General features: G+C 71.6%; 20 protein-coding genes and 2 pseudogenes. 8 read left to right on the top strand and 14 right to left on the bottom strand.

Annotated elements, in window-relative coordinates:
* Positions 1–96: 96 nt before the first annotated feature.
* Both ABEE00_RS21695 and ABEE00_RS21700 read right to left on the bottom strand, forming a co-directional pair.
* Positions 97–504, bottom strand: a complete 408-nt coding sequence (locus ABEE00_RS21695; RefSeq protein WP_345747268.1) for a universal stress protein — start codon at positions 502–504, stop codon at positions 97–99.
* A complete protein-coding gene (locus ABEE00_RS21700; RefSeq protein WP_345747269.1) occupies positions 501–1,517 on the bottom strand; it encodes an Acg family FMN-binding oxidoreductase in 1,017 nt (338 codons plus the stop codon). The genes ABEE00_RS21695 and ABEE00_RS21700 overlap by 4 nt, the downstream gene beginning before the upstream one ends.
* Positions 1,518–1,937: 420 nt before the next feature.
* Here ABEE00_RS21700 and ABEE00_RS21705 point away from each other — a divergent pair, with 420 nt between their 5' ends.
* Positions 1,938–2,465 carry a flavodoxin domain-containing protein gene (locus tag ABEE00_RS21705; protein ID WP_345747270.1) on the top strand — a complete coding sequence of 176 codons (528 nt, stop codon included), beginning with the start codon at positions 1,938–1,940 and terminating at the stop codon, positions 2,463–2,465.
* A 25-nt stretch (positions 2,466–2,490) separates the two neighbouring features.
* Here the strand turns inward: ABEE00_RS21705 and ABEE00_RS21710 are convergent.
* From ABEE00_RS21710 to ABEE00_RS21720, 3 genes and pseudogenes are all read right to left on the bottom strand, one after another.
* Positions 2,491–3,171, bottom strand: a pseudogene (locus ABEE00_RS21710) (alpha/beta fold hydrolase); the annotation flags it as partial.
* On the bottom strand, positions 3,071–3,490 hold the full coding sequence (locus ABEE00_RS21715) for an Hsp20/alpha crystallin family protein (protein WP_345747271.1): 420 nt from the start codon (positions 3,488–3,490) through the stop codon (positions 3,071–3,073). The pseudogene ABEE00_RS21710 and the gene ABEE00_RS21715, both read right to left, overlap by 101 nt.
* A 182-nt stretch (positions 3,491–3,672) precedes the next feature.
* Positions 3,673–4,092 carry a PLAT/LH2 domain-containing protein gene (locus tag ABEE00_RS21720; protein ID WP_345747272.1) on the bottom strand — a complete coding sequence of 140 codons (420 nt, stop codon included), beginning with the start codon at positions 4,090–4,092 and terminating at the stop codon, positions 3,673–3,675.
* 413 nt (positions 4,093–4,505) lie between these two features.
* Between ABEE00_RS21720 and gap the strand changes: the two genes are divergently transcribed.
* The 4 genes from gap to ABEE00_RS21740 all read left to right on the top strand — a co-directional run bounded on the left by gap (position 4,506) and on the right by ABEE00_RS21740 (position 8,610).
* On the top strand, positions 4,506–5,522 hold the full coding sequence (gene gap, locus ABEE00_RS21725; protein ID WP_345747273.1) for a type I glyceraldehyde-3-phosphate dehydrogenase: 1,017 nt from the start codon (positions 4,506–4,508) through the stop codon (positions 5,520–5,522).
* A 340-nt stretch (positions 5,523–5,862) separates the two neighbouring features.
* Positions 5,863–6,375 (top strand): flavodoxin domain-containing protein, encoded by a 513-nt coding sequence (locus ABEE00_RS21730; RefSeq protein ID WP_345747274.1) that lies wholly within the window; start codon positions 5,863–5,865, stop codon positions 6,373–6,375.
* An 88-nt stretch (positions 6,376–6,463) separates the two neighbouring features.
* Complete coding sequence (locus ABEE00_RS21735; RefSeq protein ID WP_345747275.1) at positions 6,464–7,039, top strand: hypothetical protein; 576 nt, start codon at positions 6,464–6,466, stop codon at positions 7,037–7,039.
* Positions 7,036–8,610, top strand: a complete 1,575-nt coding sequence (locus tag ABEE00_RS21740; RefSeq protein WP_345747276.1) for an FAD-dependent monooxygenase — start codon at positions 7,036–7,038, stop codon at positions 8,608–8,610. The genes ABEE00_RS21735 and ABEE00_RS21740 overlap by 4 nt, the downstream gene beginning before the upstream one ends.
* Before the next feature lie 40 nt (positions 8,611–8,650).
* Here ABEE00_RS21740 and ABEE00_RS21745 read toward each other — a convergent pair whose 3' ends face one another.
* Together ABEE00_RS21745 and ABEE00_RS21750 are read right to left on the bottom strand one after the other, a co-directional pair.
* Complete coding sequence (locus tag ABEE00_RS21745) at positions 8,651–11,866, bottom strand: NACHT domain-containing protein (RefSeq protein ID WP_451918636.1); 3,216 nt, start codon at positions 11,864–11,866, stop codon at positions 8,651–8,653.
* Between the two features lie 176 nt (positions 11,867–12,042).
* A complete protein-coding gene (locus tag ABEE00_RS21750) occupies positions 12,043–13,719 on the bottom strand; it encodes a sensor histidine kinase (protein WP_451918639.1) in 1,677 nt (558 codons plus the stop codon).
* 1,354 nt (positions 13,720–15,073) lie between these two features.
* On the opposite strand from ABEE00_RS21750, the gene ABEE00_RS21755 reads away from it, so the two are divergent.
* Complete coding sequence (locus ABEE00_RS21755) at positions 15,074–15,199, top strand: hypothetical protein (RefSeq protein WP_345747278.1); 126 nt, start codon at positions 15,074–15,076, stop codon at positions 15,197–15,199.
* Positions 15,200–15,452: 253 nt separating this feature from the next.
* Here the strand turns inward: ABEE00_RS21755 and ABEE00_RS35845 are convergent.
* The 7 genes and pseudogenes from ABEE00_RS35845 to ABEE00_RS21790 form a co-directional block, all read right to left on the bottom strand.
* A pseudogene (locus ABEE00_RS35845) lies at positions 15,453–16,447 on the bottom strand (terpene synthase family protein).
* Positions 16,448–16,534: 87 nt separating this feature from the next.
* Positions 16,535–16,981 carry an undecaprenyl diphosphate synthase family protein gene (locus tag ABEE00_RS21770; RefSeq protein ID WP_451918640.1) on the bottom strand — a complete coding sequence of 149 codons (447 nt, stop codon included), beginning with the start codon at positions 16,979–16,981 and terminating at the stop codon, positions 16,535–16,537.
* Positions 16,866–17,423 (bottom strand): undecaprenyl diphosphate synthase family protein, encoded by a 558-nt coding sequence (locus tag ABEE00_RS35850; protein WP_451918637.1) that lies wholly within the window; start codon positions 17,421–17,423, stop codon positions 16,866–16,868. The genes ABEE00_RS21770 and ABEE00_RS35850 overlap by 116 nt, the downstream gene beginning before the upstream one ends.
* A 54-nt stretch (positions 17,424–17,477) precedes the next feature.
* Positions 17,478–18,593: a TauD/TfdA family dioxygenase gene (locus tag ABEE00_RS21775; protein ID WP_345747280.1), complete on the bottom strand. Its 1,116-nt coding sequence runs from the start codon at positions 18,591–18,593 to the stop codon at positions 17,478–17,480.
* A 369-nt stretch (positions 18,594–18,962) separates the two neighbouring features.
* Positions 18,963–19,202, bottom strand: coding sequence for a hypothetical protein (locus ABEE00_RS21780; protein WP_345747281.1), 240 nt, complete (start codon positions 19,200–19,202; stop codon positions 18,963–18,965).
* A 39-nt stretch (positions 19,203–19,241) separates the two neighbouring features.
* Positions 19,242–19,538, bottom strand: a complete 297-nt coding sequence (locus tag ABEE00_RS21785; RefSeq protein ID WP_345747282.1) for a hypothetical protein — start codon at positions 19,536–19,538, stop codon at positions 19,242–19,244.
* 244 nt (positions 19,539–19,782) lie between these two features.
* Positions 19,783–20,643 carry a universal stress protein gene (locus tag ABEE00_RS21790; RefSeq protein ID WP_345747283.1) on the bottom strand — a complete coding sequence of 287 codons (861 nt, stop codon included), beginning with the start codon at positions 20,641–20,643 and terminating at the stop codon, positions 19,783–19,785.
* A 246-nt stretch (positions 20,644–20,889) separates the two neighbouring features.
* Here ABEE00_RS21790 and ABEE00_RS21795 point away from each other — a divergent pair, with 246 nt between their 5' ends.
* A complete protein-coding gene (locus tag ABEE00_RS21795; RefSeq protein ID WP_345747284.1) occupies positions 20,890–21,024 on the top strand; it encodes a hypothetical protein in 135 nt (44 codons plus the stop codon).
* A 342-nt stretch (positions 21,025–21,366) separates the two neighbouring features.
* Complete coding sequence (locus ABEE00_RS21800; RefSeq protein ID WP_345747285.1) at positions 21,367–21,798, top strand: Hsp20/alpha crystallin family protein; 432 nt, start codon at positions 21,367–21,369, stop codon at positions 21,796–21,798.
* Positions 21,799–21,884: the final 86 nt, after the last annotated feature.

A 21,884-nucleotide genomic window follows, 5' to 3' on the forward strand; every position in this document is an offset into this window, starting at 1 on the left:
TTCACTCCCGAGCATCACCTTCTGGCGGGCCGCGGGCTAAGGGGCCGAACGACCCCTCCATGGAACGGTCCGGGCCCTGTGACAACCCCGGCGGGCTCACGGAAGCAGACGTACGGAACGAGCCCCGCTCCGACCCTGCGCGAGTGCTGCCGCGGCGCCCCGCTCCAGCGCGGTACGCACACGGACACGCGGTCCGCCCATGAGGGCGTCGCCCACGGCCCCGCGCAGAACCTCTTGCGCGCGTGCCCGCTCCTCGGCCTCCGTCATTTCCTCGGAGGCCGGGGCGTAGGGGGCCCTCAGCACGGTGGAGGGCAGCCAGGCGTGCACGGCCAGCACCGCGGTGCGCAGCAGCCGTGCCTGACCCAGCGCCCAGCGCAACGCGGCAGCTGAAGGAACCGACCCGTCGATGCCCACCACTACGGCACCCTGTGCCGGCTGCATCATCACCACCTTCTGGAACGTGCTCTTCGACTGGGCCTTGAGCACGGATGCCCCGCGGCTCACCCGCACAGCCCGCTCCGGCACCCCTGCGACAGCACCTCGGCCACCGGGCGCCGCGGCACCGGCGGCAGCCGCCCGGCGTAGCCCAGGTGCAGGATCATCTGCGGGTAGCGGCCCGCTGTGACCAGCTCGCGCACCTGCTGCCGCAGGTACGGCACTTCCAGGGGCTGGGTGTGGAAGGCGGCGCTGATTCCCCGGGCGGACGCGTACAGCAGCACGCGTTGCAGCGCCTGCCCGGAGCGCAACCACGCACGGCAGCCGTCGCGTTGGGTGTTCAGCACCGCCACGAGGCCCGGCGTCCGCGGCTCGCGCCACCCCGCCACAGGATGCGGGCCCCCGCGCCGGGCCAGGCCGGCGAAGTCGCGCCCCGGGAAGATTCCCGCGTCCGGCGACGCCACGATCGCCGAAGCCGGAACGCCGTCCAGCCGTGGCCTCCCCCGCAGCGCGGTCCAGTCGTCCAGCTCTGCTGACAGGCCGGCGTCGGCCCGCTGCTGCTCCTCAGCCGCTCGGATCAAGTCAGCCAGGCGGCGCCGTTCCACATAGCCGCAGGGGGCGAACAGGTCGCTGCCCTCCTGCTGAGCCTGGCCGCACAGTTCCTCCGCGAGCACGGACGGCACCCGGCGGTGGTGGAAGAGACCGCGGTAGGTGTGCCGCACCAGCATGGCCCGGTACATCCGGTCGGTCTCGGCGCTGGGAGGGGCGTAGGCGCCCCATCCGATGCGGGCGATCAGCTCCGGGCTCGCGGATTCCGGGTACGTCCGCACCACGGGCACGAAGCCCAGGTGCCGCATGGCCAGCCGCACGTTGAACAGCGCGGCCCCACAGCCGATGAGCGTCTCGCGCCCGTCGGGGTCGGCCCGGCGCGGGCGGCGGGCGTCCTCGGCGTACAGCTCCAGCGTCCGGTCCCGGTACACGAACCGCCAGGGCTGGCTGTTGTGCAGCGAGGGTGCCGTGAGGGCGGAACGCACCAGATAGGTGGCCGCGTGATCCGGCGTGACCGACGAGGTGGAGGACATGGCGGCCCCCGGTCTCTGCGAGTGTCCTGTCCCTTGCACCCTCGGCCGCGTCCACCGCGTCACACCAGGGGCCATGTCCCTCTGCGAGGGGACCGGTCGGCCTACACCTGTGATGCCCTCGGTCGGCCACACTTCGGCCAGGAGGGGAGCGCGGCCGACGGCCCGCCGGGGAAGGGATGCGGCCGTCGGCCGGTGCCGGCCGCGGACTCGGCCCTGACGCCCGGGACGGCCGCCGTACGACGGTTCGCCGCACGACGGTTCGCCGCACGATCACGGCGACAGCAGGGCTTGCCCGAGCGGCGGGACCATGCGGCCCCTCCCGTAAGCCGCACCCGGGGATGACACTCGGGCTGCAAGGTCAGTCGTTCCCTCGACACCGCTTCCTCGACAGTGTTTCCTCGACACGGGCCGGGTGATCGCATGCCTCCGCAGGTACTTGTCGCGTACGGCAGCACGAACGGTTCCACAGCGCAGATCGCCGAATGGATCGCTGACGCGCTCAAGGCGGAAGGATGCGCCGTTCAGGTGCGGTCCGCCGCCGAGAGGCCCTCACCGGAGAGCTACGACGCCGTGGTGGTGGGCGGGGCGCTCTACTCGGGGCACTGGCACCGTGACGCGCGGCGCTTCGCACGCCGGTACAAGAAGCAACTCGCCCGCCGCCCGGTGTGGTTGTTCAGCAGCGGACCGCTGGACAGTTCCGCCGAGGAACGCGAACTGCCGCCCGTGCCCGAGGCCAAGCGCGCCCTCATGCGCGTGGACGCACGGGAACACCTCGTCTTCGGCGGCAAGCTGGACGACACGGCACAGGGGTGGCTGGCCCGGCGCATCGTGGCCGCCGGGCGCGGCGGAGACTTCCGAGACCGGGAGCGCATCCAGAAGTGGGCCCGCGGCATCGGGCGCGAACTCGACGCCGAGTTCGGCGACACCAGGTCAGCTCAGCCGTACTGAGCGGGCGCCTCCCCGGACGGGCGGGCGCGGTCGCCCGGTAGCCCGGTATCGAGGGGCTTCGGCCCAGGGCGCGGCCACCGACCTGGGCTAGCTGCGCGGCAAGACCGCAGTGGTGGTGTCGCCCCCGTCCACGCTGCCGTCGCGTGGGCCAAGCCCGTCGGGCGAGGGCCCGTTCAGCCCGTGATGGTGGCCGTCGCCTGGGGTCACGTACTCCTTCCGGCCCGCCCAGCCGGCCGTCGCCTCGAAGGCCGATTCCACCTGGCCTGGGGCTGGCCTGGGGAGGGGCGAGCGCGTACCGCAGGGCCACGGTGCCGCCCATGCTGATGCCGACCACCGCCACACGGCGCAGTCCGAGAGCGGTCATCACCGCTTGGACGTCAGCCGCGATGTCCGCCGTCGTCCAAGCCGGCCTGTTCCAGCGGGTCTTGCCGCAGCCACCCCGGACGTCGGGAACGACCGTGCGTCTGCAGTGGACGAGCCAGCCGATCTGACGGGACCACTGGCGCCAGTCGCACCCCAGTCCGTCCCAGTCCGTGAAGCAGGACGACCGGCTCGTCCACGGCCAAGTGCAAGGCTTCGCCGTGCAGATCGAGGTCGACGCTGTATCAGCCGCGCTGCACCGGGATGGAGCGCGACTCGGGCTTGGCCTCGGCCAGCGGCACGGTGACCTCCAGCACGCCGTTGGCGTAGCTCGCGGTGGCCTCATCGCCGCGCGCGCCCTCGGGCAGCCGCATGGACCGTGCGAAGGAGCCGTACCGGAATTCCGAGTGCCCCTTGTGCTCGGTGCGCTCCTCGCGCTCGGCGCGGATGACCAGGACCTCGCCCGAGGTGCTGATGTGGATGTCCTTCTCCGGGTCCATGCCGGGCAGTTCGGCCCGCAGGACATAACCGTCCTCGGTGATCTGCTCCTCGACCCGGATGTCGTGCATGCCGGGCGTCCGGCGCCCCGGTACACCGGCCTCCATCCAGTCGATCAGTTCAGGGAGCAGGGGGTACCACCCCTGACGCCGTTCGAGTCCACTCATCTCAACGACTCCTTCGGTTGGGACACTTCGAGGGCTTCACCGGCTCCGCGCGGGGCAGCCCCTTGGCGACAGCGCTCCGGCTGCACGAGCTCGACCGGAAGCGAAGAGCATGGGCGATCCCGTGGCGGCCGCCAAGGGCACGAGAAGCGGCGGGGAGCAGCGCGGCTCCCCGCCCCGGGCTGCTACTGCTTCTTCAGATACAGCGTCCGCCCGCCGTCCATCGCCATCCACAGGTACTTGTCACCGCCGATGACCGGGGTGTTGCCGTACTTGATCTGCTGTGCGCCGGGGTTGACGGTGATGGAGATGTCCTCCAGGCACCAGTTGTCCTTCGCGTCCACCGGGCTGAAGTGCACGTAGACGGGGAAGTTGCCCAGTTCCCCGGTGTCGAGCTGCGGCTTGCGCGGGTCGTTGCCCGGAGGGTTGAGGTTGTTCGAACCGTCGCCCAGCACGAAGGTCTGCGACTGCCCTTGGCGGAAGTCGTCCGCGGTGGTGTCGAGGTGGAACTCGCGCCCACAGATGCCGATCATGACATTGCCGTCGGTGCTGGCACCGTCGCGGTTGGCCGTCGTGACGGCGACCTTGATGGTGGTGATGTTCATGCTCCTGCTTCCCCTCTCCACGGATGAAGGCTGGGCCTCTGCCATCGCCGTCCCCCACGGCGTGTGCTCAGATGTCCCAGCCTTGGCGCGGCGCCGCTGCCGCCAAAGAGTCCTGCGGGGCAAGCTGGGAGGCCGACCGGCCCTTTCCGGCGTACGGCGTACGCCGGCCGGGCGGCGGGCCGCCCGGGCGCCCCGGTTGCCGAAGGGCGCGGGCGCAGGGCGAGGCCGGGAGTGCCCCGCGCTCCCTGGGCCTGACGGTCCGGCCCGAGGGCCGCTCGGCCCTGGAAGCGCCGCGCAGGCCGCCGCATTCTCGGTTCCGGGGTGCTCGCGGGTGCCGCCTTGCCGTACCGCCCGCCTCCTCCAGACCGCGACACAGGGCACGAGCGCGACACAGGGCACAAGGAGGCCGGCGCATGGTCGTACGGGTGGGGATCAACGGATTCGGGCGGGTGGGCCGCAGCGTGCTCCGCGCCGCGCTGGAGCGCACTTCACAAGGCGCCCCCGAGGTGCGGGTGGTGGCCGTCAACGACATCGCACCGCCGGCGACCCTGGCCCATCTGCTGGAGTTCGACTCGACGTTCGGTCGCCTGCGCCGGCAGGTCGCGCACACTGGCGAAGCCCTGGTCATCGACGGTGTCTCCGTGCCGGTGAGCGCGGAGCGGGACCCGGCGGCCGTCCGCTGGGGCCGCCATGACGCCGACCTCGTCATCGAGTCGACCGGACGCTTCCGCGAACGGGAGGCAGCCGCCGTGCACCTGGCCGGCGGGGCGCGCAAGGTCATCGTCTCCGCGCCGGGGAAGGGCGTCGACGCCACCGTGGTGATGGGCGTCAACGAGAGCCTCTACGACCCTCGGACCCATCACGTCGTCTCCGCCGCCTCCTGCACCACCAACTGCGTGGTCCCCATGGTCAGCGTGCTGCACCGGCGCTTCGGCATCAGCAAGGGCCTGATGACGACCGTGCACGGCTACACCAACGGCCAAGCCCTGCTGGACGGCCCGCACAAGGACCTGCGCCGGGGCCGCTCCGCAGCGCTAAGCATCATTCCCACCAGCACGGGGGCCGCACGCGCCGTGGGAGTGGTGGTGCCCGAGCTCGACGCGGCCCTCGACGGGCTCGCGCTGCGGGTGCCGGTGGAGGACGGCTCGCTCACCGACCTCACGGTGATGCTGCGCGAGGAGGCGGACGCCGCGCGCGTCAACGCGGCCTTCGCCGAGGCCGCCGCGGGGCCTCTGCGCGGCGTACTGCGGGTCTCGGAGGCGCCGATCGTCTCGCGGGACGTCATCGGCGACCCCGCGTCCTGCGTCTTCGACCCGGAACTGACCATGACGCACGGCGAGTTGGTGAAGGTCTTCGGCTGGTACGACAACGAATGGGGCTACGCCAACCGCCTCCTCGACCTTGCCTCCCACATCGCGGCCCAAGAGTGACGGCCGCCCGGAGGTGATTCACCGCAGGGACGATCGCCGGACCGCCCTGCTGCCGGGGCAGCAGGGCGCCCGCCGCAATGACGCACGCGTACTGGACAGTCGGTACCGCCACAGGACCAGAAAAAGTGGCGCCCGAGAAAGCCCTGGGGCAATACGGAATTCCAGGGGTGCGCGCGAGAACACCGGGTGCCGCCCCCACGGCCACCCCGCCCGTCCAGCATTCGGAGTTGGCGGTTTTCCCTACTTGCTGCGGATAAAGAGCGCATTGATTCTGGGGTTCGCTGGATAGGGGGCCGCGGGCTCCTCTCGCCTGCCCGGACCACAGCCTGGAGGGGATGGCATGGAGGTACTGGTCGGATTCGCCAGCGAGCACGGCTCCACACGCGGGGTCGCCGAACGCATCTCCACGCGCCTCATCGACAGCGGGCTGATCGTGGAGACCCGCCCGCTGACCGTGGAGTTGGACCCGGCGGGGTACCACGCCTTCGTGCTGGGCAGCGCGGTGCACAACGGCGCATGGATGCCGCAGGCAGCCGACTTCGTACGCCGCAGCAGCCAGGCCCTGGCCCAGCACCCGGTATGGCTCTTCAGCGTGGGGCTGAGCCGCATCGTCGCCGACCGGTTCGGCCGGCTGGCCACCGAGCCACGCCAGATCCCGGAATTCCTGCGCTCGGTCCATCCCGTGCAGCACCACCAGTTCGCGGGCGCCTTCTACCGCGACCAGACCTCCTTCTTCGGGCACCTGGTCTTCAAGGCCCTGCGCGGCAGGTACGGCGACCACCGCGACTGGAAGGAGATCGACGGCTGGGCGGAGCAGATAGCGAGCAACCTGACGCGGCCCCAGGATCGGTGAGCCCGGCCCGCTCCGGTCCAGGGCGGCGGGCGAAGCCGGTGGAGGCTCAGCGCATTGCCATCGACGCCGCAGCACCAAGGGGGGAGCCATGAACGAGGAGCGCCCGCTGGCATACGGGGCCGCGCTGTTGTCGTTGTGCCGGTGCATCGCCCGCACAGCACTGCTGCTCACCCGGCACCGGATCCTTCTGCCCCGGGACCGCGTGGGCGTCCGGCTGCGGTTCGCTGACGGCACCTCGGCGCGGGTCTACCGGGAGACCGTCGTACGGGACCTGGCGGTGCGCGACCCGTGCGTTCTGGTGGTCGCCTTCCGGCTGCGCGGCGTACGGGGCGCGGGACACGCCCTCTTCCGCCGCGAGAGCCTGCTCAACACCCCGCTGTTCGTGGGTTTTCCGGGGTTCGTCTCGAAGCTGTGGATGGCCGCCGACGAGCAGGGCCGCTACCGGGGGCTGTACGAGTGGGACGGTGCCGCTCGCGCCGAGCACTACGCCCGCTCGCTGTGGCGGGTGCTCGCCCTGGTCTCGGTGCCCGGCTCGATCCACTTCCGCGTGCTGCCCGCGGAACACCGCACCCCGCTGCTGCACGGCGAGCGCACCGGCCCGGACGCCGACCCCGCCACCGAGGCCTCCAGTTGGTGGCGCCCCGTGGGTACGGAGTCCTCGTGACACCGGACGTCCTGGTGGCAGGCGCGGGCCCGACGGGCTTGGCCCTGGCACTCCAGGCACACGCGCACGGCGCCCGCGTACGGGTCATCGAGCGCCGGGCGCAAGCCACCCGCCCCTCACACGCGCTGCTCATGCATCCGGGCACGCTCGAGGCGCTGCGCCCGCTCCAGGTCACCCGGCAGTTGCTGTCGCGCGCGCACACCGTACCCGCGATACACCTGCACACCGGCTCACACATGGTCCCGCTGCGCCTCGCCGCCCTCGCCGTTCCGGGCGCCTCCTTACCTGCCCCCGTACTGCTGCACCAGGCGGACGTGGAGGCCGTGCTCGGGACGGCGCTTGAGGAGCGCGGCGTGCGCATCGAGCGCAACACCGAACTGGTGGAGCTGTCCCAGACACACGATGGCGTGCAGGCGCTGCTCCGCTCGCGTACGGGAGTGCAGCAGGCGCGGTGCGGCTTTCTCGCCGGCTGCGACGGGCGGCACAGCACGGTGCGCGTGCGCTCGGGAATCGGATGGCACGACGGGATGTACCCCGAGGAGGTCGTGCTCGCCGATGCCGAACTCGGCGGCCTGCCCTCCTCCTCCCCGCACGTCGCCGTGGCGCGCCGCGGCATCGCCTTCGCCTTCCCTTACGGGGAGCGGGCGGGGTGGCGGGTGCTGGCCACGCGCCGGGCCGAGATGGTCCCCCCGTGGTTCGGTCACCGGGGCCCGCCGGTCGCGGCGCGGCAGCTCCAACTGCTGCTGCGACAGGCCGGGTTGGCGGTGACGGTGCGGCACGTGGCCTGGTCGGAGGCCGTCCGCGTACAGCACCGTGTGGCGGCGCGCTTCCGGCAGGGGCGGGTCTTCCTGGCCGGGGACGCCGCGCACGCCCAGTCCCCCGCGCTGGGCCAGGGCATGAACACCGGCATCCAGGACGCGCTCAATCTCGGCTGGAAGCTGGCCTACGACGCCGGTACGCAGGTGAGGGGCCCACTGCTGGAGTCCTACGAGAGCGAGCGGCAGCCCGTGGCGCGGCATCAGATCGCCGTGACGGACCTGGCCTTCCGCGCGGAGGCGTCCACCTCCCTCGTCGCGGTGCTACTGCGCGGCACGCTGGCGCCTCTGCTGCGGGGGCTCCCTCTGCTCATGCCGGGCCTGCGCTTCCTGGCGCCACGTGTGCGCCGCCCCTCTCCCCCGCGGGTGAACTACCGGCACAGCCCGCTGTCGGTCGAGGCGGAACCACGGCTCCGGGGCCGCCCCCGATGCGGGGAGCGCCTGCCCGATTCCACCGTGCGCTGCGAGGGCCGGGAGGTGGCACTGCACGCCCTGGTCGCCTCGCCCGGAGTCCACGTACTGCTGGGCCGGGACGCGCCGCCCCTGGAGCCCTCGGGGCCCCATGTGACGGTCCATCGCCTCGACCGTCCCGGCGGCGCCATCCTCGCCCTGCGCCCCGACGGTTACGTGGGCTACCGCAGCGCCCGCGCCGACACGGCGGCGCTGCACCGCTGGCTGACGCTGATCGGCGCACTCCGGGGCGGAGAGTACGGCGTCGGCAGCGCGGCGGATTGCGGGGAGATCAGTCGGCGGTAGCCCGGTCCGCTAGGCGCCACGGAACCTCGGTTCCCTCCGCTCACAGTCGACCGACACGGAGGCGGGGACGCAGGTGGCGGCTCTCTGGGGTCACGCTTGTCTCACGAAGCCGGACATGCAGGCGTGGGTACGGAGGGCGTTGCGCGAGGGGTGTCAGGTCAAGGGGCGCGTTCTCCCGCGTGCGACATTCCTCCAGCTCCAGGCCCGTGACGGAGTGGGGCAGACCGAGGATTGAGAGGTCCTGGGGGAGCACACAGTCACGTAGCCAGACCTGCGCGACACGAGGCGGGGCGCCGAGCGCATCCTGCCGGTCGAGGTCGAACCCGTAAAGCACCAAGATCCGCAGCTCCTCCAAGCCCGTCAATACTGCCAAATCCTGTCCATGGTTGTCCCCGATCAACAGCAAAGTGTGCAGGTGTGGTTGCGTGCGCAGGATTTCCAGATTCGTAGGCAGCGACAGAGTTCCCAACCCCAGGAATTCCAGCGTGCTAGGGACAGGTATCCACTCAAGCGGAGGCAACGAAGACCACCGCCGAATCTGGAGACTCTCCAGCCGAGAGAGTGCAGCCAGCGCAGCAACATCTCTGAGATCACCCTCTCCCAAAAGAACCACATCGCGCAGCTCCGGACGATTGCGCAGCGGTTCCAGACTGCAGGCTTCTCCGAGGTCGGTGATCCACAGAGTTTCCAGCTCCGGGAGCTCCGCTATCAACTCCAGGTCGGCGAAGGGATAATAAATCCTGACGTCCCGTGCCTCGGTCAGCCTCGTCGCAGCATTCCACTGGCTCGGGTGCCGGAGGATGAGGTGCGTCTCCCCGCTCCTTATCATCGGTGACAGGACGCGTTCCGCGTACTCATCGGGGTCGAAATACTCCCATGCCTCTCCGAGCTGGTGCCTGACTCGACTCCTCCGGTCATTCCCGTACTCCCGGAGCAGTTCCAGCGCACCCTCTCCCCCGATCAGCGCCACCGTCCGCACCATCGTCTCCGCCGCGTTCGTGGTGAGCCCGTCGAGGCTGCGCGGAAGGCGGGAGAGCAGCGGGGTGCCGATGGCTGCGAGGGCGGGGGCGTCGGCCTGGCGTCGCGGTGGAAGCAGCGACTCGATGGCCCGGTCGAGGCGCGCGCTGAGAGCATCGGGGACGGAGTCCATGGCCTCCAGGCAGGAAGCCGCCAGCATTTTCAGGGGCCGGGCGTGCTGGTGTTCCTCCTCTGCGCGGTCGAGTATTCCGTGCAGGAGTTCCAGCCGCTGGCTGCGGTGCGCGTGGCCCGCGGCCATGATGATGGTCTCCCGCCAGGTGTCCAGATGCGCCCGGCCGACGAGATTGCCGATGCGGTCCTCCGCCGCGGCTCCTGCCGCGGCCAGATATTCCTGGAAGCTGCGGTGGACGAAGTCGATGCGCCCCTCGGCCGGTTCACGCAGCACACCGGAGCGCGACAGCAGATGCTCCAGAACATCCCCCGCGTCGATATCGGCACCGAGATGCCGCATGGAGGCAAGGGTGGCGGCGATGTGCTCCCGCGCTCTTTCTGCGGAGACCTCGCTCCGGTTGTTGTCGGAGAGGCGCCACGCGAGGTCGCGCAGCAGGCACAGCTTGTCCGTGAGGGAAAGGGCCGGGGAGAACGTGAGGGCACTGGGAATATGGCGGTCGACATCACGGCGCTGGGTGAGCAGTTCCAGCGCGGCCCGGTACAACTCCATGCGGCTGCGCGGCAGTTGACGGCGGCGCTCCAAGTGGAGGGCGCACAGCATGGCGGCGAGCAGCGGGTTGCTGCTCAGCCCCTGGAGGTGGGGCCGGTCGCGCAGGCCGGTGAGCAGGCTTCGCTCGTAGTGCGGTAACGCTTCGGGCGGGCACGGCAGGGCATCACCGTGCACCCGTACCGCCTGGTGCCACTGCCGGACGAATGCCTCGGTGTCCGCCGGTGACATGCGCTCGAGCGAGACGGAGGTGAAGTCCTCGGCCAGGAGCCAGTCGCCTCGCGCGGCGGTGGGGCGGGAGGTGACCAGGGTGCGGGTGGCGGGGTAGGCGCGCAGCAGCAGGCGCAGCCAGGCGCGCACCTTGCGCCGGTCACCCGGCTGGATCTCATCGACGCCGTCGATCAGCAGCAGCATCCGGCCCGCGGTGAACTGCCGGTCCATGAAGGCCAAAGGCATGTGTCCGGTCAGCGGTCCTGCCGTGTCGTCGAGGAGTTCCTCCAGCGCCGGAGGCTCCCGTCCCGCGTGGCGCCGGAGTTTCACCAGCACCGGTACCAGGCCGTTCCATGAGGACAGGTCACCGGCGAAGGTTCCCCGGGCCGCGTTCACCGCGAGCCACTGCAGGAGTGTCGTCTTGCCCGAGCCGGCCTCCCCGCGTACGAGCAGTCTGCGGCCGGCTCCCAGCGCCTCCTCCACGCGCATGCTGGGCGACTCGGCGACGGAGGTCTCCCAGGCGCCCAGGCCCGCGCGCACCGGAGGACCGCGGAGGCGGCCCGGGGCACCGGGGCTCTGGTCCGCGTGCACCCGGAGGCTGACGTAGGCGACGGACAGTTTCGTCCTCGGTACGGGGCCGCCGGAGACGCCGACGAGCTCCACCTCGTCCAGCACCTCGCTGATGAGCTGGAGGTACTCCCGCAGAAACGCGGCGTCCTGCCCCTCTCCCCGCGGGGCGTAGAGCGAGCGCGCCGGCAGCCGTTCGAGTACGCGGCTCACCTCCTCCCCCAGCGTGCCCACCCGCCCGAGGAGCTCCGCCACCCCGCGTTCGGTGAAGACCGGAAGCCGCCGCACGATGTGCACATAGCACTCGCAGCACTCGGTGAGCAGCACCACGTAGAACTCGCGCGCTGCTTCCTCGAAGCCCGCCGGTGCGGGCGCGCTCGCGCGCAGCCGCCGGGTCAGCTTGGAGGCGTCCAGGTCCGCTTCCAGGAGGGCCGCGTCCGAGAGGTCGCTGCGGGCGAAGGCATCGGTCACGGCCTCCACCGCGGCGGTGCGGCCCGCGGCATCCAGCCCTCTGAACTCGTGGGCGCACAGCGGCTCCAGACGCCCGGCGACGGTGTCCGCGATCTGCTCGAACTGCCGCTGGAGGCCACGCTGCGCACGCAGACCGGGAATGCGCCGGCGGATCAGGTCTTCCATCTGCCAGTCGGCATCCTGTCGAGCCTTCCGCGGACTGAGCCAGCACCGCACGGCCTGCGTGGTGAGCGAGCGTCCCAGGGCGATTGCCAACGTCTCCGCACTCACGGCCCACCCCCAGCGCGCGGACACTGCGGGCTGTGCCCTCACGCCCTCCCATCATCGTCGTGCGCGCCACTGCGTGGAAGGCCGGAGCAGTCGCATGTGCCGCCGCGCGCAGCGCGAACGCGCAGCGGGTCGCGCATCCCGGTACTGCGAACCCCCTGGGCTGCCCCTAAGGGGCGCCGCCAGGCGCCGTGGCCCCGGGCTGATGCGCAAGACACGCCCTAGGATTCCGCAGCACCATCACCCACCGGCACCCGCCAGCTCAAGCGCGTACCCCCACGAGCCGGTGTGCTCAACTCCAGCTCCCCGCCCAGGCCTTCCGCGCGTTCCGCGAGATTGCGCAGGCCGCTGCGGTACCCCTCCGCAGGAAGACCGCGCCCGTCGTCCTCGACGGTCAGCGCCACCTGTCCGTCGCGAAGGACCAGTTGCACATCCACGGCCCCCGCGCCCGAGTGCCGTGCCGCGTTGCTGAGAGCCTCCTTGAGGACGGCGAGGACCTGCTCGGCGACCTCGTCCGGCACGCGGGTCTCCACCAGGCCCTCCACCCGCAGCGAGGGCGCGAAGCCGAGCAGCGTGGCCGCCTCGCCGATCTCCGAGGCGACCCGTGAACGCAGCCCGGCGCTCTCGCCCGGCTCGTGGCTGCGCAGCCCGAAGATCGTCGAGCGGATGATCTTGATGGTGGTGTCCAGGTCGCTGACCGCGCGCTCCAGCCGTTCGGAGAGCTCGGGGTGCCCGGAGAGGCGCTGGGCGCTCTGGAGCGTCATGCCGGTGGCGAACAGCCGCTGGATGGCCAGATCGTGCAGGTCACGCGCGATGCGGTCGCGTTCTTCGAGGAGCGTCATCTGCTCGGCGTCGCGCCGCCGTTCGGCGACCTCCATGGCGAGGGCCACCTGCCCGGCGAAGGTGTACGCGGAGACGGCCTCGCCCTCCCCGAAGGGCGCGCTCCCGGCAGCGCGGGCCAAGAGCACCACCCCGCGGACCGCCGCGCCCACACCCATCGGAACCGCCACGCAGGGCCCGAACTCCTGCCACTGCGGGACCTCCTTGCCCACCGCGGCGCGGTACACAGGCTCCGTCGCCTCGAGCACCGTGCGCACGAACTCCTCGCCCGCCGCGGAGAGCGCTCCGCGGTAGACGCCGTCCAGCCGCCCCGAGGCCACCGCGGTGCGCAGGTGCCCGTCCCCCTCCACGGGCAGGACCACGAGCCCGAGATCCGCTTCGGTGGTCTCCCGCGCCCGGTCGATGATCAGCTCCAGTACCTCGCCGCGCGGCGCGCCCGACAGCAGCGCCGCGGTGACCTCGCCGCTGGCCGCCGACCACCGCTCGCGCCGCCGCGCCTCCTCGTAAAGCTGCGCGTTCTCGATCGCCACTCCGGCGGCCAGCGCGAGGGTGGAGAGCACCGCCTCGTCCTCGGCGTCGAACTCCTTCGCCCCGCGCTTCTCCGTCAGATAGAAGTTGCCGAAGACTTCGTCGCGTACGCGGATCGGCACGCCGAGGAAGGAGTGCATCGGCGGATGCCCCGGCGGGAAACCGTACGAGGCCGGGTGCTCCGACAACTCCGAGAGACGCAACGGCTCGGGGTGGCGGATCAGCTCGCCCAGAATCCCGTGCCCGCGCGGCAGCTTCCCGATGACCTTCCGCTGCTCGTCGCTGAGCCCCACGGTCAGGAACTGCTCCAGTTCCTGCTCCTCCCCCACCACGCCCAGCGCCCCGTACTCCGCGTCCACCAGCACCACCGCGGCCTCCACGATCCGCCGCAGCACCTGCGCCACATCCAGGCCCCGGCCCACGGAGAGCACCGCCTCCAGCAGCCCGTGCAGCCGGTCCTGTGTCCCGCGCACCGAGCGGATGCGCCGCTCCATCTCCTCCAGCAGCTCATCCAGCCGCAGCCGCGGAATGCCGTCCTTCCCGCCCCCGACGCCTGTCCCCGCCAACGCCCCACATCCTCACGAGTAGGGATCCCCGCCGTCACGTTAACCGCACGCCCCGCGCGTTGGCTGCGCCGCGTACGCCCGCTCCGCTCCGTACGCCGCCGGGGAACCGGCCCGTCCGGCCGGCTCGGCGGCAGACCGTACGAGGTCAGAGCCCAGGGCAGAACATGTCGGCGAAAACAGGCCGCAAGGGGACGAGTTCGCGCCGAGCTGCGCAGACCATCATCTGCCGTAGCCCCCCTCCCCCCAACTGCATGCCACCGAGGATGATCCGCGTATGCCCGCCCGCACCCGGACGCGGGCCGCTCGTCCCCGGCCTCCGCCCTTGCAGCTCTACTCGCGCGCACGCGCGGCGCCGCAGAGTGGGAACCGGCCAAGCGGCCGAGCGGCGCCGCAGTCACGCGTTCAGGGAGGAGCGCGCCGTGTCGTCCGCCCCCTTCGACGCGGCCACCCTGGAAACGCTCATCTCTGCCGCGATGGCGTCACCCTCGCTCCACAACACCCAGCCCTGGCGCTACGGTCGCGACCACGACGCGCTCACCCTGCTCATCCGCGCCGGCCCCGAACGCGTGCCGCCCCGCACCGACCCCGCCGGGCGCGCACTGCTTCTGTCCGTGGGCGCGGCGGTACTCAACCTCCGTGTCGCCGCGAGCCACCTCGGCTGGCGCCCGGTGGTGCGGCTCCTGCCCGACGCCGCGGCCCCTCGCTGCTGGCGACCGTACGGCTGGCCGGAGCGCCGCGCACGGGCTCGCTGCTGCGCGCGGATCTGTACGAGGCGAGCTGGCGACGCCACAGCAGCCGCTTCCCCTTCACCGGGCGCCCCCTCCCTCCGCACATCATCGATGAGCTGGCCGAGCCGGCCCACAGCGAAGGGGCGTTGCTGGAGTACCCCGGAGTTCGGGAGCGGCGCCGCCTGCTCGCCCTCACCGCCGAGGCCGGGCACCGCGACAGGGAGGACGCCGACCGACGCGACGAGAGCCGCCGATGGGCTCACGCACACGACGGCGTGGGCCTCGCGCCAGCGGTGCTGGGCCCGCAGGACGCATGGGGGCGACTGCCCCGCGCGGCTTCACCGCCGGCCACCCGGCCGCGCCCCTGCACAGCCGGGCCTTCGAACGCGACCCCGTCCTCGCCCTGTTGAGCACCGCACACGACCGCCGCGCCGACTGGCTGCGCACCGGGCAGGCGCTGCAGAACGTCCTCCTGGTGGCCACCGCGCACCGACTCCGCTCCTCGCTCCTGCACCAGGCCCTGGCTTGGGCCAACCTGCGCTGGGCGCCGGCCGGCGACCACCCGGACGCCCCCCGCACGACACCCGCAGATGCTCATACGCCTCGGCAAGGGGCCCGCAGGCCCGGCGTCGCCCCGGCTGGCTCCCAGGGAGGTGCTGGAACCCGAGAGGCTGGAACCCGAGGTGCTGGAGTCCCGGACGCGGGAGGAGGAGTGACACGGCGTCGGTCACCGACACGGCTGCTCGTCCCGACTCCGGCGGGCCGGTCGGCGATGTGCCCGAACCCGCCGTCGCCAGGCGGTCAGTCGGGACCGTCCAGGCACTCTTCGGCGAAGGCCCGCACCCGCGCCGCCGTGGCCGCCAACTGCCGCGCCTCGGCAGCCCAGCGGCGTTCCCTCTCAAGTTCAGCGTGTTGAAGGTAGGTGCGGGCCCCTGGATCGTCTCCGGCGCAATTCCACGCTGTCGCGGATCACAGCCCGGATGACGATGGCCCGTCGGCGGTGCTCAGGGCCAGTGCCGGTTGTGCCGTGGTGCCGTAGCGGTGGGTGCGGTGGGACCAGTCGTAGTTGCCGCGGATCATGGTGGCCATGAGGTCGGCGTAGCGCAGCAGGCTGGTTTCCTCCTCTTCGTCGAGGTGGAGTGCGGAGCACAGGGCGGGCAGCTCGGCCTGGGCCTGTGTGAAGTCCCGCAGCAGGCTGACGCAATGAGTGCGGATGGTCTCGATTGCCTGGGGGCGAGTGAGGTGCTGTTCGCGTTGCAGGATCAGGACGAGGTTGTGCGTCTCGCCGGCGGCTTCCTCCTTCTCCAGGGAGGCAACGTCGTTGACGTGGCTGACGAGGTCGCTGCTCAGCTCGATCATGCGGGTCAGGAGGGGGTGTTCGACGGCGCGGCGGGGTGCCTCGAAGCCGCCGCATGCCTCGGCGAAGTCGTAGAAGAGCTGATGGCCATGCTGCGGCGCCGCAGTGTGGTGTAGGTGAGCAGATCGGGCGGGGTGTCAGCGGACTCCGCGCGGGCCTCTTCGAGGGCGACGGACAGGAAGTCGCGCCACCGGGCGCGGGATTGCCGGCACCACCAGGGGCTCTTGCCGCGCTTCAGCCGCGCCCATACCTCGCACCAGGCGAGGGCGAGCGGATCTTGTTCCGGCGGTGCGCTGCGGTCGTCCATCACGGCGTCGTAGCGGGCGTGCAAGCGCCGGGCTGTGGCGGGGAGATGGGCGTTCTTGCTCATCAGGTCGTCGAGGAATGCGGCGACGGCGACGGTGGCCAGCTCCAGCCCCGGAGCGTCCAGGTGTGGGAAGGCGAGCGCGGTGCCCTCGGCCAGCATGTGCTGGAGGTAGGCGTGGGTGACGGGGCCGGGCGTGAGCAGGCCGTGGTGCTGGAGCCAGGCCACGTTGTGTTCGCGTGCCCGCTCCACGTGCTCGTTGATGCGGTAGGGGAAGGGCAGATCGAGGTCGATGGCGGGCATGGTCCTCCCTCTCGTCCCCAGGGGGCCGGGGGCTGCGGTGCGGGCCGACGGCAGCGGGCGGAGCGATGCGCCCGTACCGGTGCCGCGTCACGTTCCCCACCGGCGTTGGCGGGTGCGGTAGAAGTCGAGTGCCGCGGTGAAGTCGTCGGCCGCGAAGTCCGGCCACAGCACGGGGGTGAAGTAGATCTCGGCGTAGGCGGTCTGCCAGGGCATGAAGCCGGACAGGCGCTGCTCCCCGGAGGTGCGGATGACCAGGTCGATGTCGGGCTGGCCAGCGGTGGACAGGCAGCGCTCCAACCGCGCCTCCACACCGTCGTCGGCCACCGCGACGTCGGGCTCGTGCAACAGCTCCTGGACGGCGGCCAGGATGTCGGCGCGTCCGTCGTAGCCGATGGCGACGTTGAGGATGCCCCCTGCCTCAGGGGTGGGGCGCCGTGTGAGCGCATGCAACTGAGCGCGGTGGTCGGCGGGGAGGAGGTCCAGTGCGCCGATGGGGCGGATGTGCCATTGCGCCGTGGCCGCGACCGCGTCCAGGCCCTGCCGTGACGGCCCCCAGGATCGGGGCCACGGTGTGCGGTGCGCGCCGGAGGCTATCGCGCGAGAGCGCCCACACCGTCACCACGGTGATGCCGGTCTGCGCGCACCGGTCCGCGAACTCCCGTACCCGCGCGGCACCTTCGCAGTACGCCTTCTCCAGCGGGGCGTGGTGGCTGCGGGCCCAGCGCCGGTTCCCATCGAGAATCACCCCCACATGCCGGGGCGTCGGCGACGTGTGCACCGAGGGAGAGGATGTCGACGGCGTCTGTGAAGCGCCCGGTGGGGGGCGGCGGTGCGGGACACTCACCCGTGACCTCGTTTGTTCGGCAGCGGTGACAACCCCTCCGGCAAGAGCCTGCGCGCGTACGGCCCCTGTGAAGCGCCATGGCGAGGACGTAGTGAGGCATGGATGCCCTCGTGGTGTGCGCGGGCGCGCCACACCACTACCCGGGCACGAAGCAGGCCCTCGCGCTCGGGGTCTGGGCAACGGCCTTCAGGGGAGCGGGTAGTGGAGGGCTTCGTGGTGGTAGCGGATGCGGGCTTCGAGCTGGTCCCAGGGCAGGTAGGCGGTGATCAGGCGGCGGGGCCCTGAGGCGGGATCGAAGGCGTGGCGGCCGTGCAGGATGCGGGTGTTGCGGAAGGCCAGGCATTCCCCGGCCGCGAAGTGCCGCGTGATGCGGTAGCGCTGCGCGCCCAGGTGGTGCAGGAAGGCATGGTAGGCGCGGTAGAAGTCGGCGGCCTGGCCGGGGCCGATCTGCCAGGCCCAGGCGTGCGAGTGCCCGAAGTGCATTGCCGCGAGGCGGCCGTGGGGGCCGAGGGTGATGATGGGGCGGCGCAGGCGGTACAGGTAGCGGTGGCTGGTGTAGAGCTGCTCAAACTCCACGGGTGTGGTGGCCAGCAGCTCGAACCAGGCGGGGTGCTCGGTGCGGAAGTCCTCGGCGGCCCGGAAGCCGTCGAGGAAGAAGAACTCCCCGCCGCTGGCCTGGTTTTCCACGAAGTAGCAGAACTCCAGCAGCGGACCCACCGTGCGGTACGGGTAGTCGGTGTGCGCGGTGAGCGTGAGAGCCATCTCGGACAGGTCCTCGGCCTCCGGGACGGCCCGCACATCCGCGTACCGGCCGTATTCGGTGTAGTGCACCGGCTCGAACTCCTCCAGCAGCCGCTCCAGTTCGGCGACGCTGGTGTTGCGCAGCAGCGCGATCCCGTACGTGAGCAGGTCCTGCGTCCACGGGCCCTGCCCGGCGTGGCAGGAGGACGCCTCGTGCCAGGGCAGGCCCGCTGCGCGCAGGCGCTCCGCATCCCAGAGCGTCTCGCTGCTCTCCTGGCCGGTGTCGTGGTCCCAGGCGTGGTGGAGCAGCCAGTCCAGGCGGTAGGTGCTGTGGTGCACCGGCTCCTCCCGCCAGGTGACCCGCAACACCCGCTCGTCCGGGCTCAGTTCCGCCGAGGCCGCCTGCGGCAGCGCACCGTCGCGGCCGCTCAGGTCGGCGATCTTCTGGTACGAACCGGGATGGCGGCACTGCTGGCACGGGCAGCAGAAACGCAGCCAGGGAAGCGGAAAGGGCCGCCCGTCGATGGTGAGGACGGCAGAGTCGTGCGTCATCGACGCCATGGCTCAAGTCTGTCCGCTCCGCCCGCAGGGCATGCGGACGGTGGCCCGCTACCGGAAAACAAGGCAGGCAGTCCCGTCGCGGTACGCGGCCGGCCTATAGGAGTGCGACGACGACGCTGATACCGAAGGGCTCCCTGAGGATCGAGGCGGTCAGGCCGGTACGAGCAGGCCGATGTTGTGGCCAGGATGCGCTGGCAGTCCGTGCTGCCTGAGCTCGCGCGGGGTCCGGCGGCGTAGCCGGGGAAGAGCCAGCTGGTGCGGGGCGTGGCGCGGCCGGCAGCGCAGCAGGTGGTAGACGGCGGGTGGCAGGGCGGCGGTTCGTGTGCCCGGCAGATCCGTTCTGCCGGGCACACCTACGCCGGTGTCGGCTCAGTCCTGCGCCAGATCACCGAATCGCGCCGCGGAGTTCCAATTTCCGTTGCCCCAGTTATGGGACGCGAACGAGGGCGCGTTCGTGAACTTGCTGATGTCCACGAGGTCGTCGTCGTGACCGTCGGCCAGAGCGGGGCCAGCGGCCCCGAGGATGGCTGCTGCGGCGGCCAGAGTCGCGGCAGCAGCGGTAATGCCTACACGCATGATGGTGCGCTCCTTCGTACGGAAGGTGGACACCCACAGGCTTCACCTGACGTTGATCAGAAAAACGCCAGGTCACGGACGTGGAGAGCAAACCACGCAAACAGGCAATGCTGATGTGCACCCCTGCTGAATGCGCGCTGTACTGCCGCGGGTGTGCGCCTGGCCGAGCCCGCCATCATCGCCGGTGTAATTCCGCTTCGGCTCGTGTTCAAGACGCGAGAAAGACGACCGGCACAGGTACAGATTCAGAACCTCGTCGACCCGGTAGTCCGGTGCCAGCGGGATCGGATCTCCAGGGTGAATAGCGAACCGCTGTTCCCGCTCGGCCAGATCCTCCCCACCTGCCAAGATCGGCACGCGATCGGTCATCACCCGGGTCTTGGGCACCGAAGACGTACGCCAACCTGGCACGGAACCACCCCTGTCGGATCAGCTTCAGCACGCTGATCCAACAGGGAACGATCCGTGGCCCACAGCGCGCCACCGCGGCGGCTGACGCCTGTGCCAGGCCTGGTAGGCGAGTCGGGGGCACGCGTCCTCCCCGCCGACCACGAGCGAGGAGCGGGCCGGCCCCCTTCCACTCCGGAGTCCCCTCCGACCGCAGTCCCGGCCCTCAGATATGGGGGACCAGCACCACGGGAAAGGCAGCCACGTGCAGCACCGCCTGCGCCACCGGCCCCAGGCGCGCTCCGCCCCGCGGGCGCATCCGGTGCCCGAGCACGGCAAGGCACGCGGTCGCCCCTCCCGCCACCACGGCGGCGGCTCCGGTCTCCGGCAGGCAGTCCTCCACCACCCGCACAGCGGGCCACTTGTCCCGCCACGGGTGCAACGCCGCACTCAGCCGCGCCGCCTCCCGCCGGGCCTGAGAGGCGAGGAGGTCCGGGCGCGGCGCGGCCGGATAGCGTATGGACACAGCGCCCGGGCCCCACGCGTACCGGACGTGCAGCGCGACACCACGGCAGGCGGCCTCTTCGAAGGCGAAGGCGATGACCTCGTCGGCGAGCCGGCGGGCATCGAGCGCCAGCAGCACCGGACGCGCGCTGCACAGCGCTGAGGCAGCCTCCGGCCGCAGCAACGCCAACGGAAAGGACGCCTCCGCGGCAGTCCGCATACCGGTGGAGCCCACCGCGGCCCTGGACGGGCTCCCGATCCCCCGGGAGCCGAGGACCAGGAGCTGCGCATCCGCTCCCTCGGCCAGCAGCGCCTCTTGAGGCGGTGCCGCCACAGAGGCATCGGTGATCGGCAGATCGGGATGGCGGCTGCGAAGCCGGTCCTGAGCCAGCGTCAGCGAACGGCGCGCCCAGCGCTCTTGCTCCCCGGCCTGGCCCACCTCGCCCCGGGCGGCCACGGGCCAAGCCCGGGAGGAGACCAGATGCAGGCGGGTCTTGCGCAGTTCGGCTTCGTGTGCGGCCCAAGAGGCGGCGGCGAGGCTGGCGGCGCTGCCGTCGATCCCCACGGTCACGGGACGGAACATGAGCGGTACACCTCCGGATCCGAATCCCGGGGGCACAGGCGGAAGAGGCTCCGGCCCTGCCCGTCGATGCGAGTGCCCTCTGCGCGCTCTCCTCACCTTCGGCTGCGCCGACGGGCCTGCGGCAGGTGCCGAGCGGGCCGCCAACACGGGCCCGAAGAGCCTCTGTCGGAGAGTTTCGGAGGGGTGGACACTCCGGTTCGCGTTGTCCCTGCCGGCCTCTGCCGCCTGCGGCGCCTGGAGAAGCGGGTGGACACCCTGGCTCTCGCGGTTCGGGCACTCCTCGGAGGGCTCGAACGCCCCCAGGCCGAGGCCGTGGACGAGGAACGGACGGTGCGCGGGGCGCAGCGCGCCCATGAACTCCTCCGCACCCACGGCCTGTAGGAGTGGCGGGATGCCGGCGCAGGAGCCCGGCCGTCCGCCCGGACGTCCGGCGCGCGGACCGGAACGATCACGCCTGGAGCACCGGCCGGCTGACCGACAGGCGCGCTGTGCCACGTACGCAGGTCGCCGACGGGGCACGGGGGTCGCCGCTCACCGGCCGGACGAGCTGCCGCTCCGGGGGCCGGAGCGCCGTGCGGGAGGGCCGACCGGCCCCTGTCAGCACAGCGCGCCGCCCGGCTACTCATGACCTCGTCCGCAGCCGACGAGCGCCGGAACGCGCCGTTCGCACCACGGACTCCGCACCCCGGCGCACGCTGCACGGCCAGCCTTGGAGGGAATGACATGAACAGCCTGCGCGACTGGAGGCCCACCGCACTGCCCGACGTGATCGACTGGCTCGAATCCGGGCTCTCCGGTCTTCCCATGTGGCCCGGCACCCCCGGAGCTCACAGCATCCGCGTCGAGGAGCAGCGCACCGAGGACGCCTACCGCCTCCGTGCCGAACTGCCCGGCCTGGACCCCGAGAACGACGTCGAGATCACCATCGACCAGGGTGTGCTGACCCTGCGCGCCGAACGCGGCGAGCAGACGACCGAGCACAAGGGCCACTCCGAATTCCGCTACGGCCACCTCGCCCGCTCCGTACGCCTGCCCGCCGGAGCACGCGAGGACGAGACGAAGGCCGAGTACAAGGACGGCATCCTGACCGTGACCGTCCCGGTCACCGAAGAGAAGAAGAGCACCGGGAAGACCGTCCCGGTGCAACGCGGCTGACCTGGACGACCGGCGGGCCCGGCCGCGGCCCTGGCCCCCCGTTCGGGGTCCCTGCGGCAGCCCTCCCCACCCCTGAAGCGGCCGTG

The sequence above is a fragment of the Streptomyces odontomachicola genome (assembly GCF_039605595.1).
In the GTDB taxonomy this organism is placed as follows: domain Bacteria; phylum Actinomycetota; class Actinomycetes; order Streptomycetales; family Streptomycetaceae; genus Streptomyces.

Excerpts from the sequence above, each read along its gene's own strand:
- ABEE00_RS21800 (WP_345747285.1), top strand. The coding sequence starts at position 21,367 with ATGAACAGCCTGCGCGACTGGAGGCCCACCGCACTGCCCGACGTGATC.
- ABEE00_RS21790 (WP_345747283.1), bottom strand. The coding sequence starts at position 20,643 with ATGTTCCGTCCCGTGACCGTGGGGATCGACGGCAGCGCCGCCAGCCTC.
- ABEE00_RS21705 (WP_345747270.1), top strand. The coding sequence starts at position 1,938 with ATGCCTCCGCAGGTACTTGTCGCGTACGGCAGCACGAACGGTTCCACA.
- ABEE00_RS21720 (WP_345747272.1), bottom strand. The coding sequence starts at position 4,092 with ATGAACATCACCACCATCAAGGTCGCCGTCACGACGGCCAACCGCGAC.
- ABEE00_RS21730 (WP_345747274.1), top strand. The coding sequence starts at position 5,863 with ATGGAGGTACTGGTCGGATTCGCCAGCGAGCACGGCTCCACACGCGGG.
- ABEE00_RS21775 (WP_345747280.1), bottom strand. The coding sequence starts at position 18,593 with ATGGCGTCGATGACGCACGACTCTGCCGTCCTCACCATCGACGGGCGG.
- ABEE00_RS21755 (WP_345747278.1), top strand. The coding sequence starts at position 15,074 with ATGCTCATACGCCTCGGCAAGGGGCCCGCAGGCCCGGCGTCGCCCCGG.
- gap (WP_345747273.1), top strand. The coding sequence starts at position 4,506 with ATGGTCGTACGGGTGGGGATCAACGGATTCGGGCGGGTGGGCCGCAGC.
- ABEE00_RS21715 (WP_345747271.1), bottom strand. The coding sequence starts at position 3,490 with ATGAGTGGACTCGAACGGCGTCAGGGGTGGTACCCCCTGCTCCCTGAA.
- ABEE00_RS21700 (WP_345747269.1), bottom strand. The coding sequence starts at position 1,517 with ATGTCCTCCACCTCGTCGGTCACGCCGGATCACGCGGCCACCTATCTG.
- ABEE00_RS21735 (WP_345747275.1), top strand. The coding sequence starts at position 6,464 with ATGAACGAGGAGCGCCCGCTGGCATACGGGGCCGCGCTGTTGTCGTTG.
- ABEE00_RS21785 (WP_345747282.1), bottom strand. The coding sequence starts at position 19,538 with ATGACCGATCGCGTGCCGATCTTGGCAGGTGGGGAGGATCTGGCCGAG.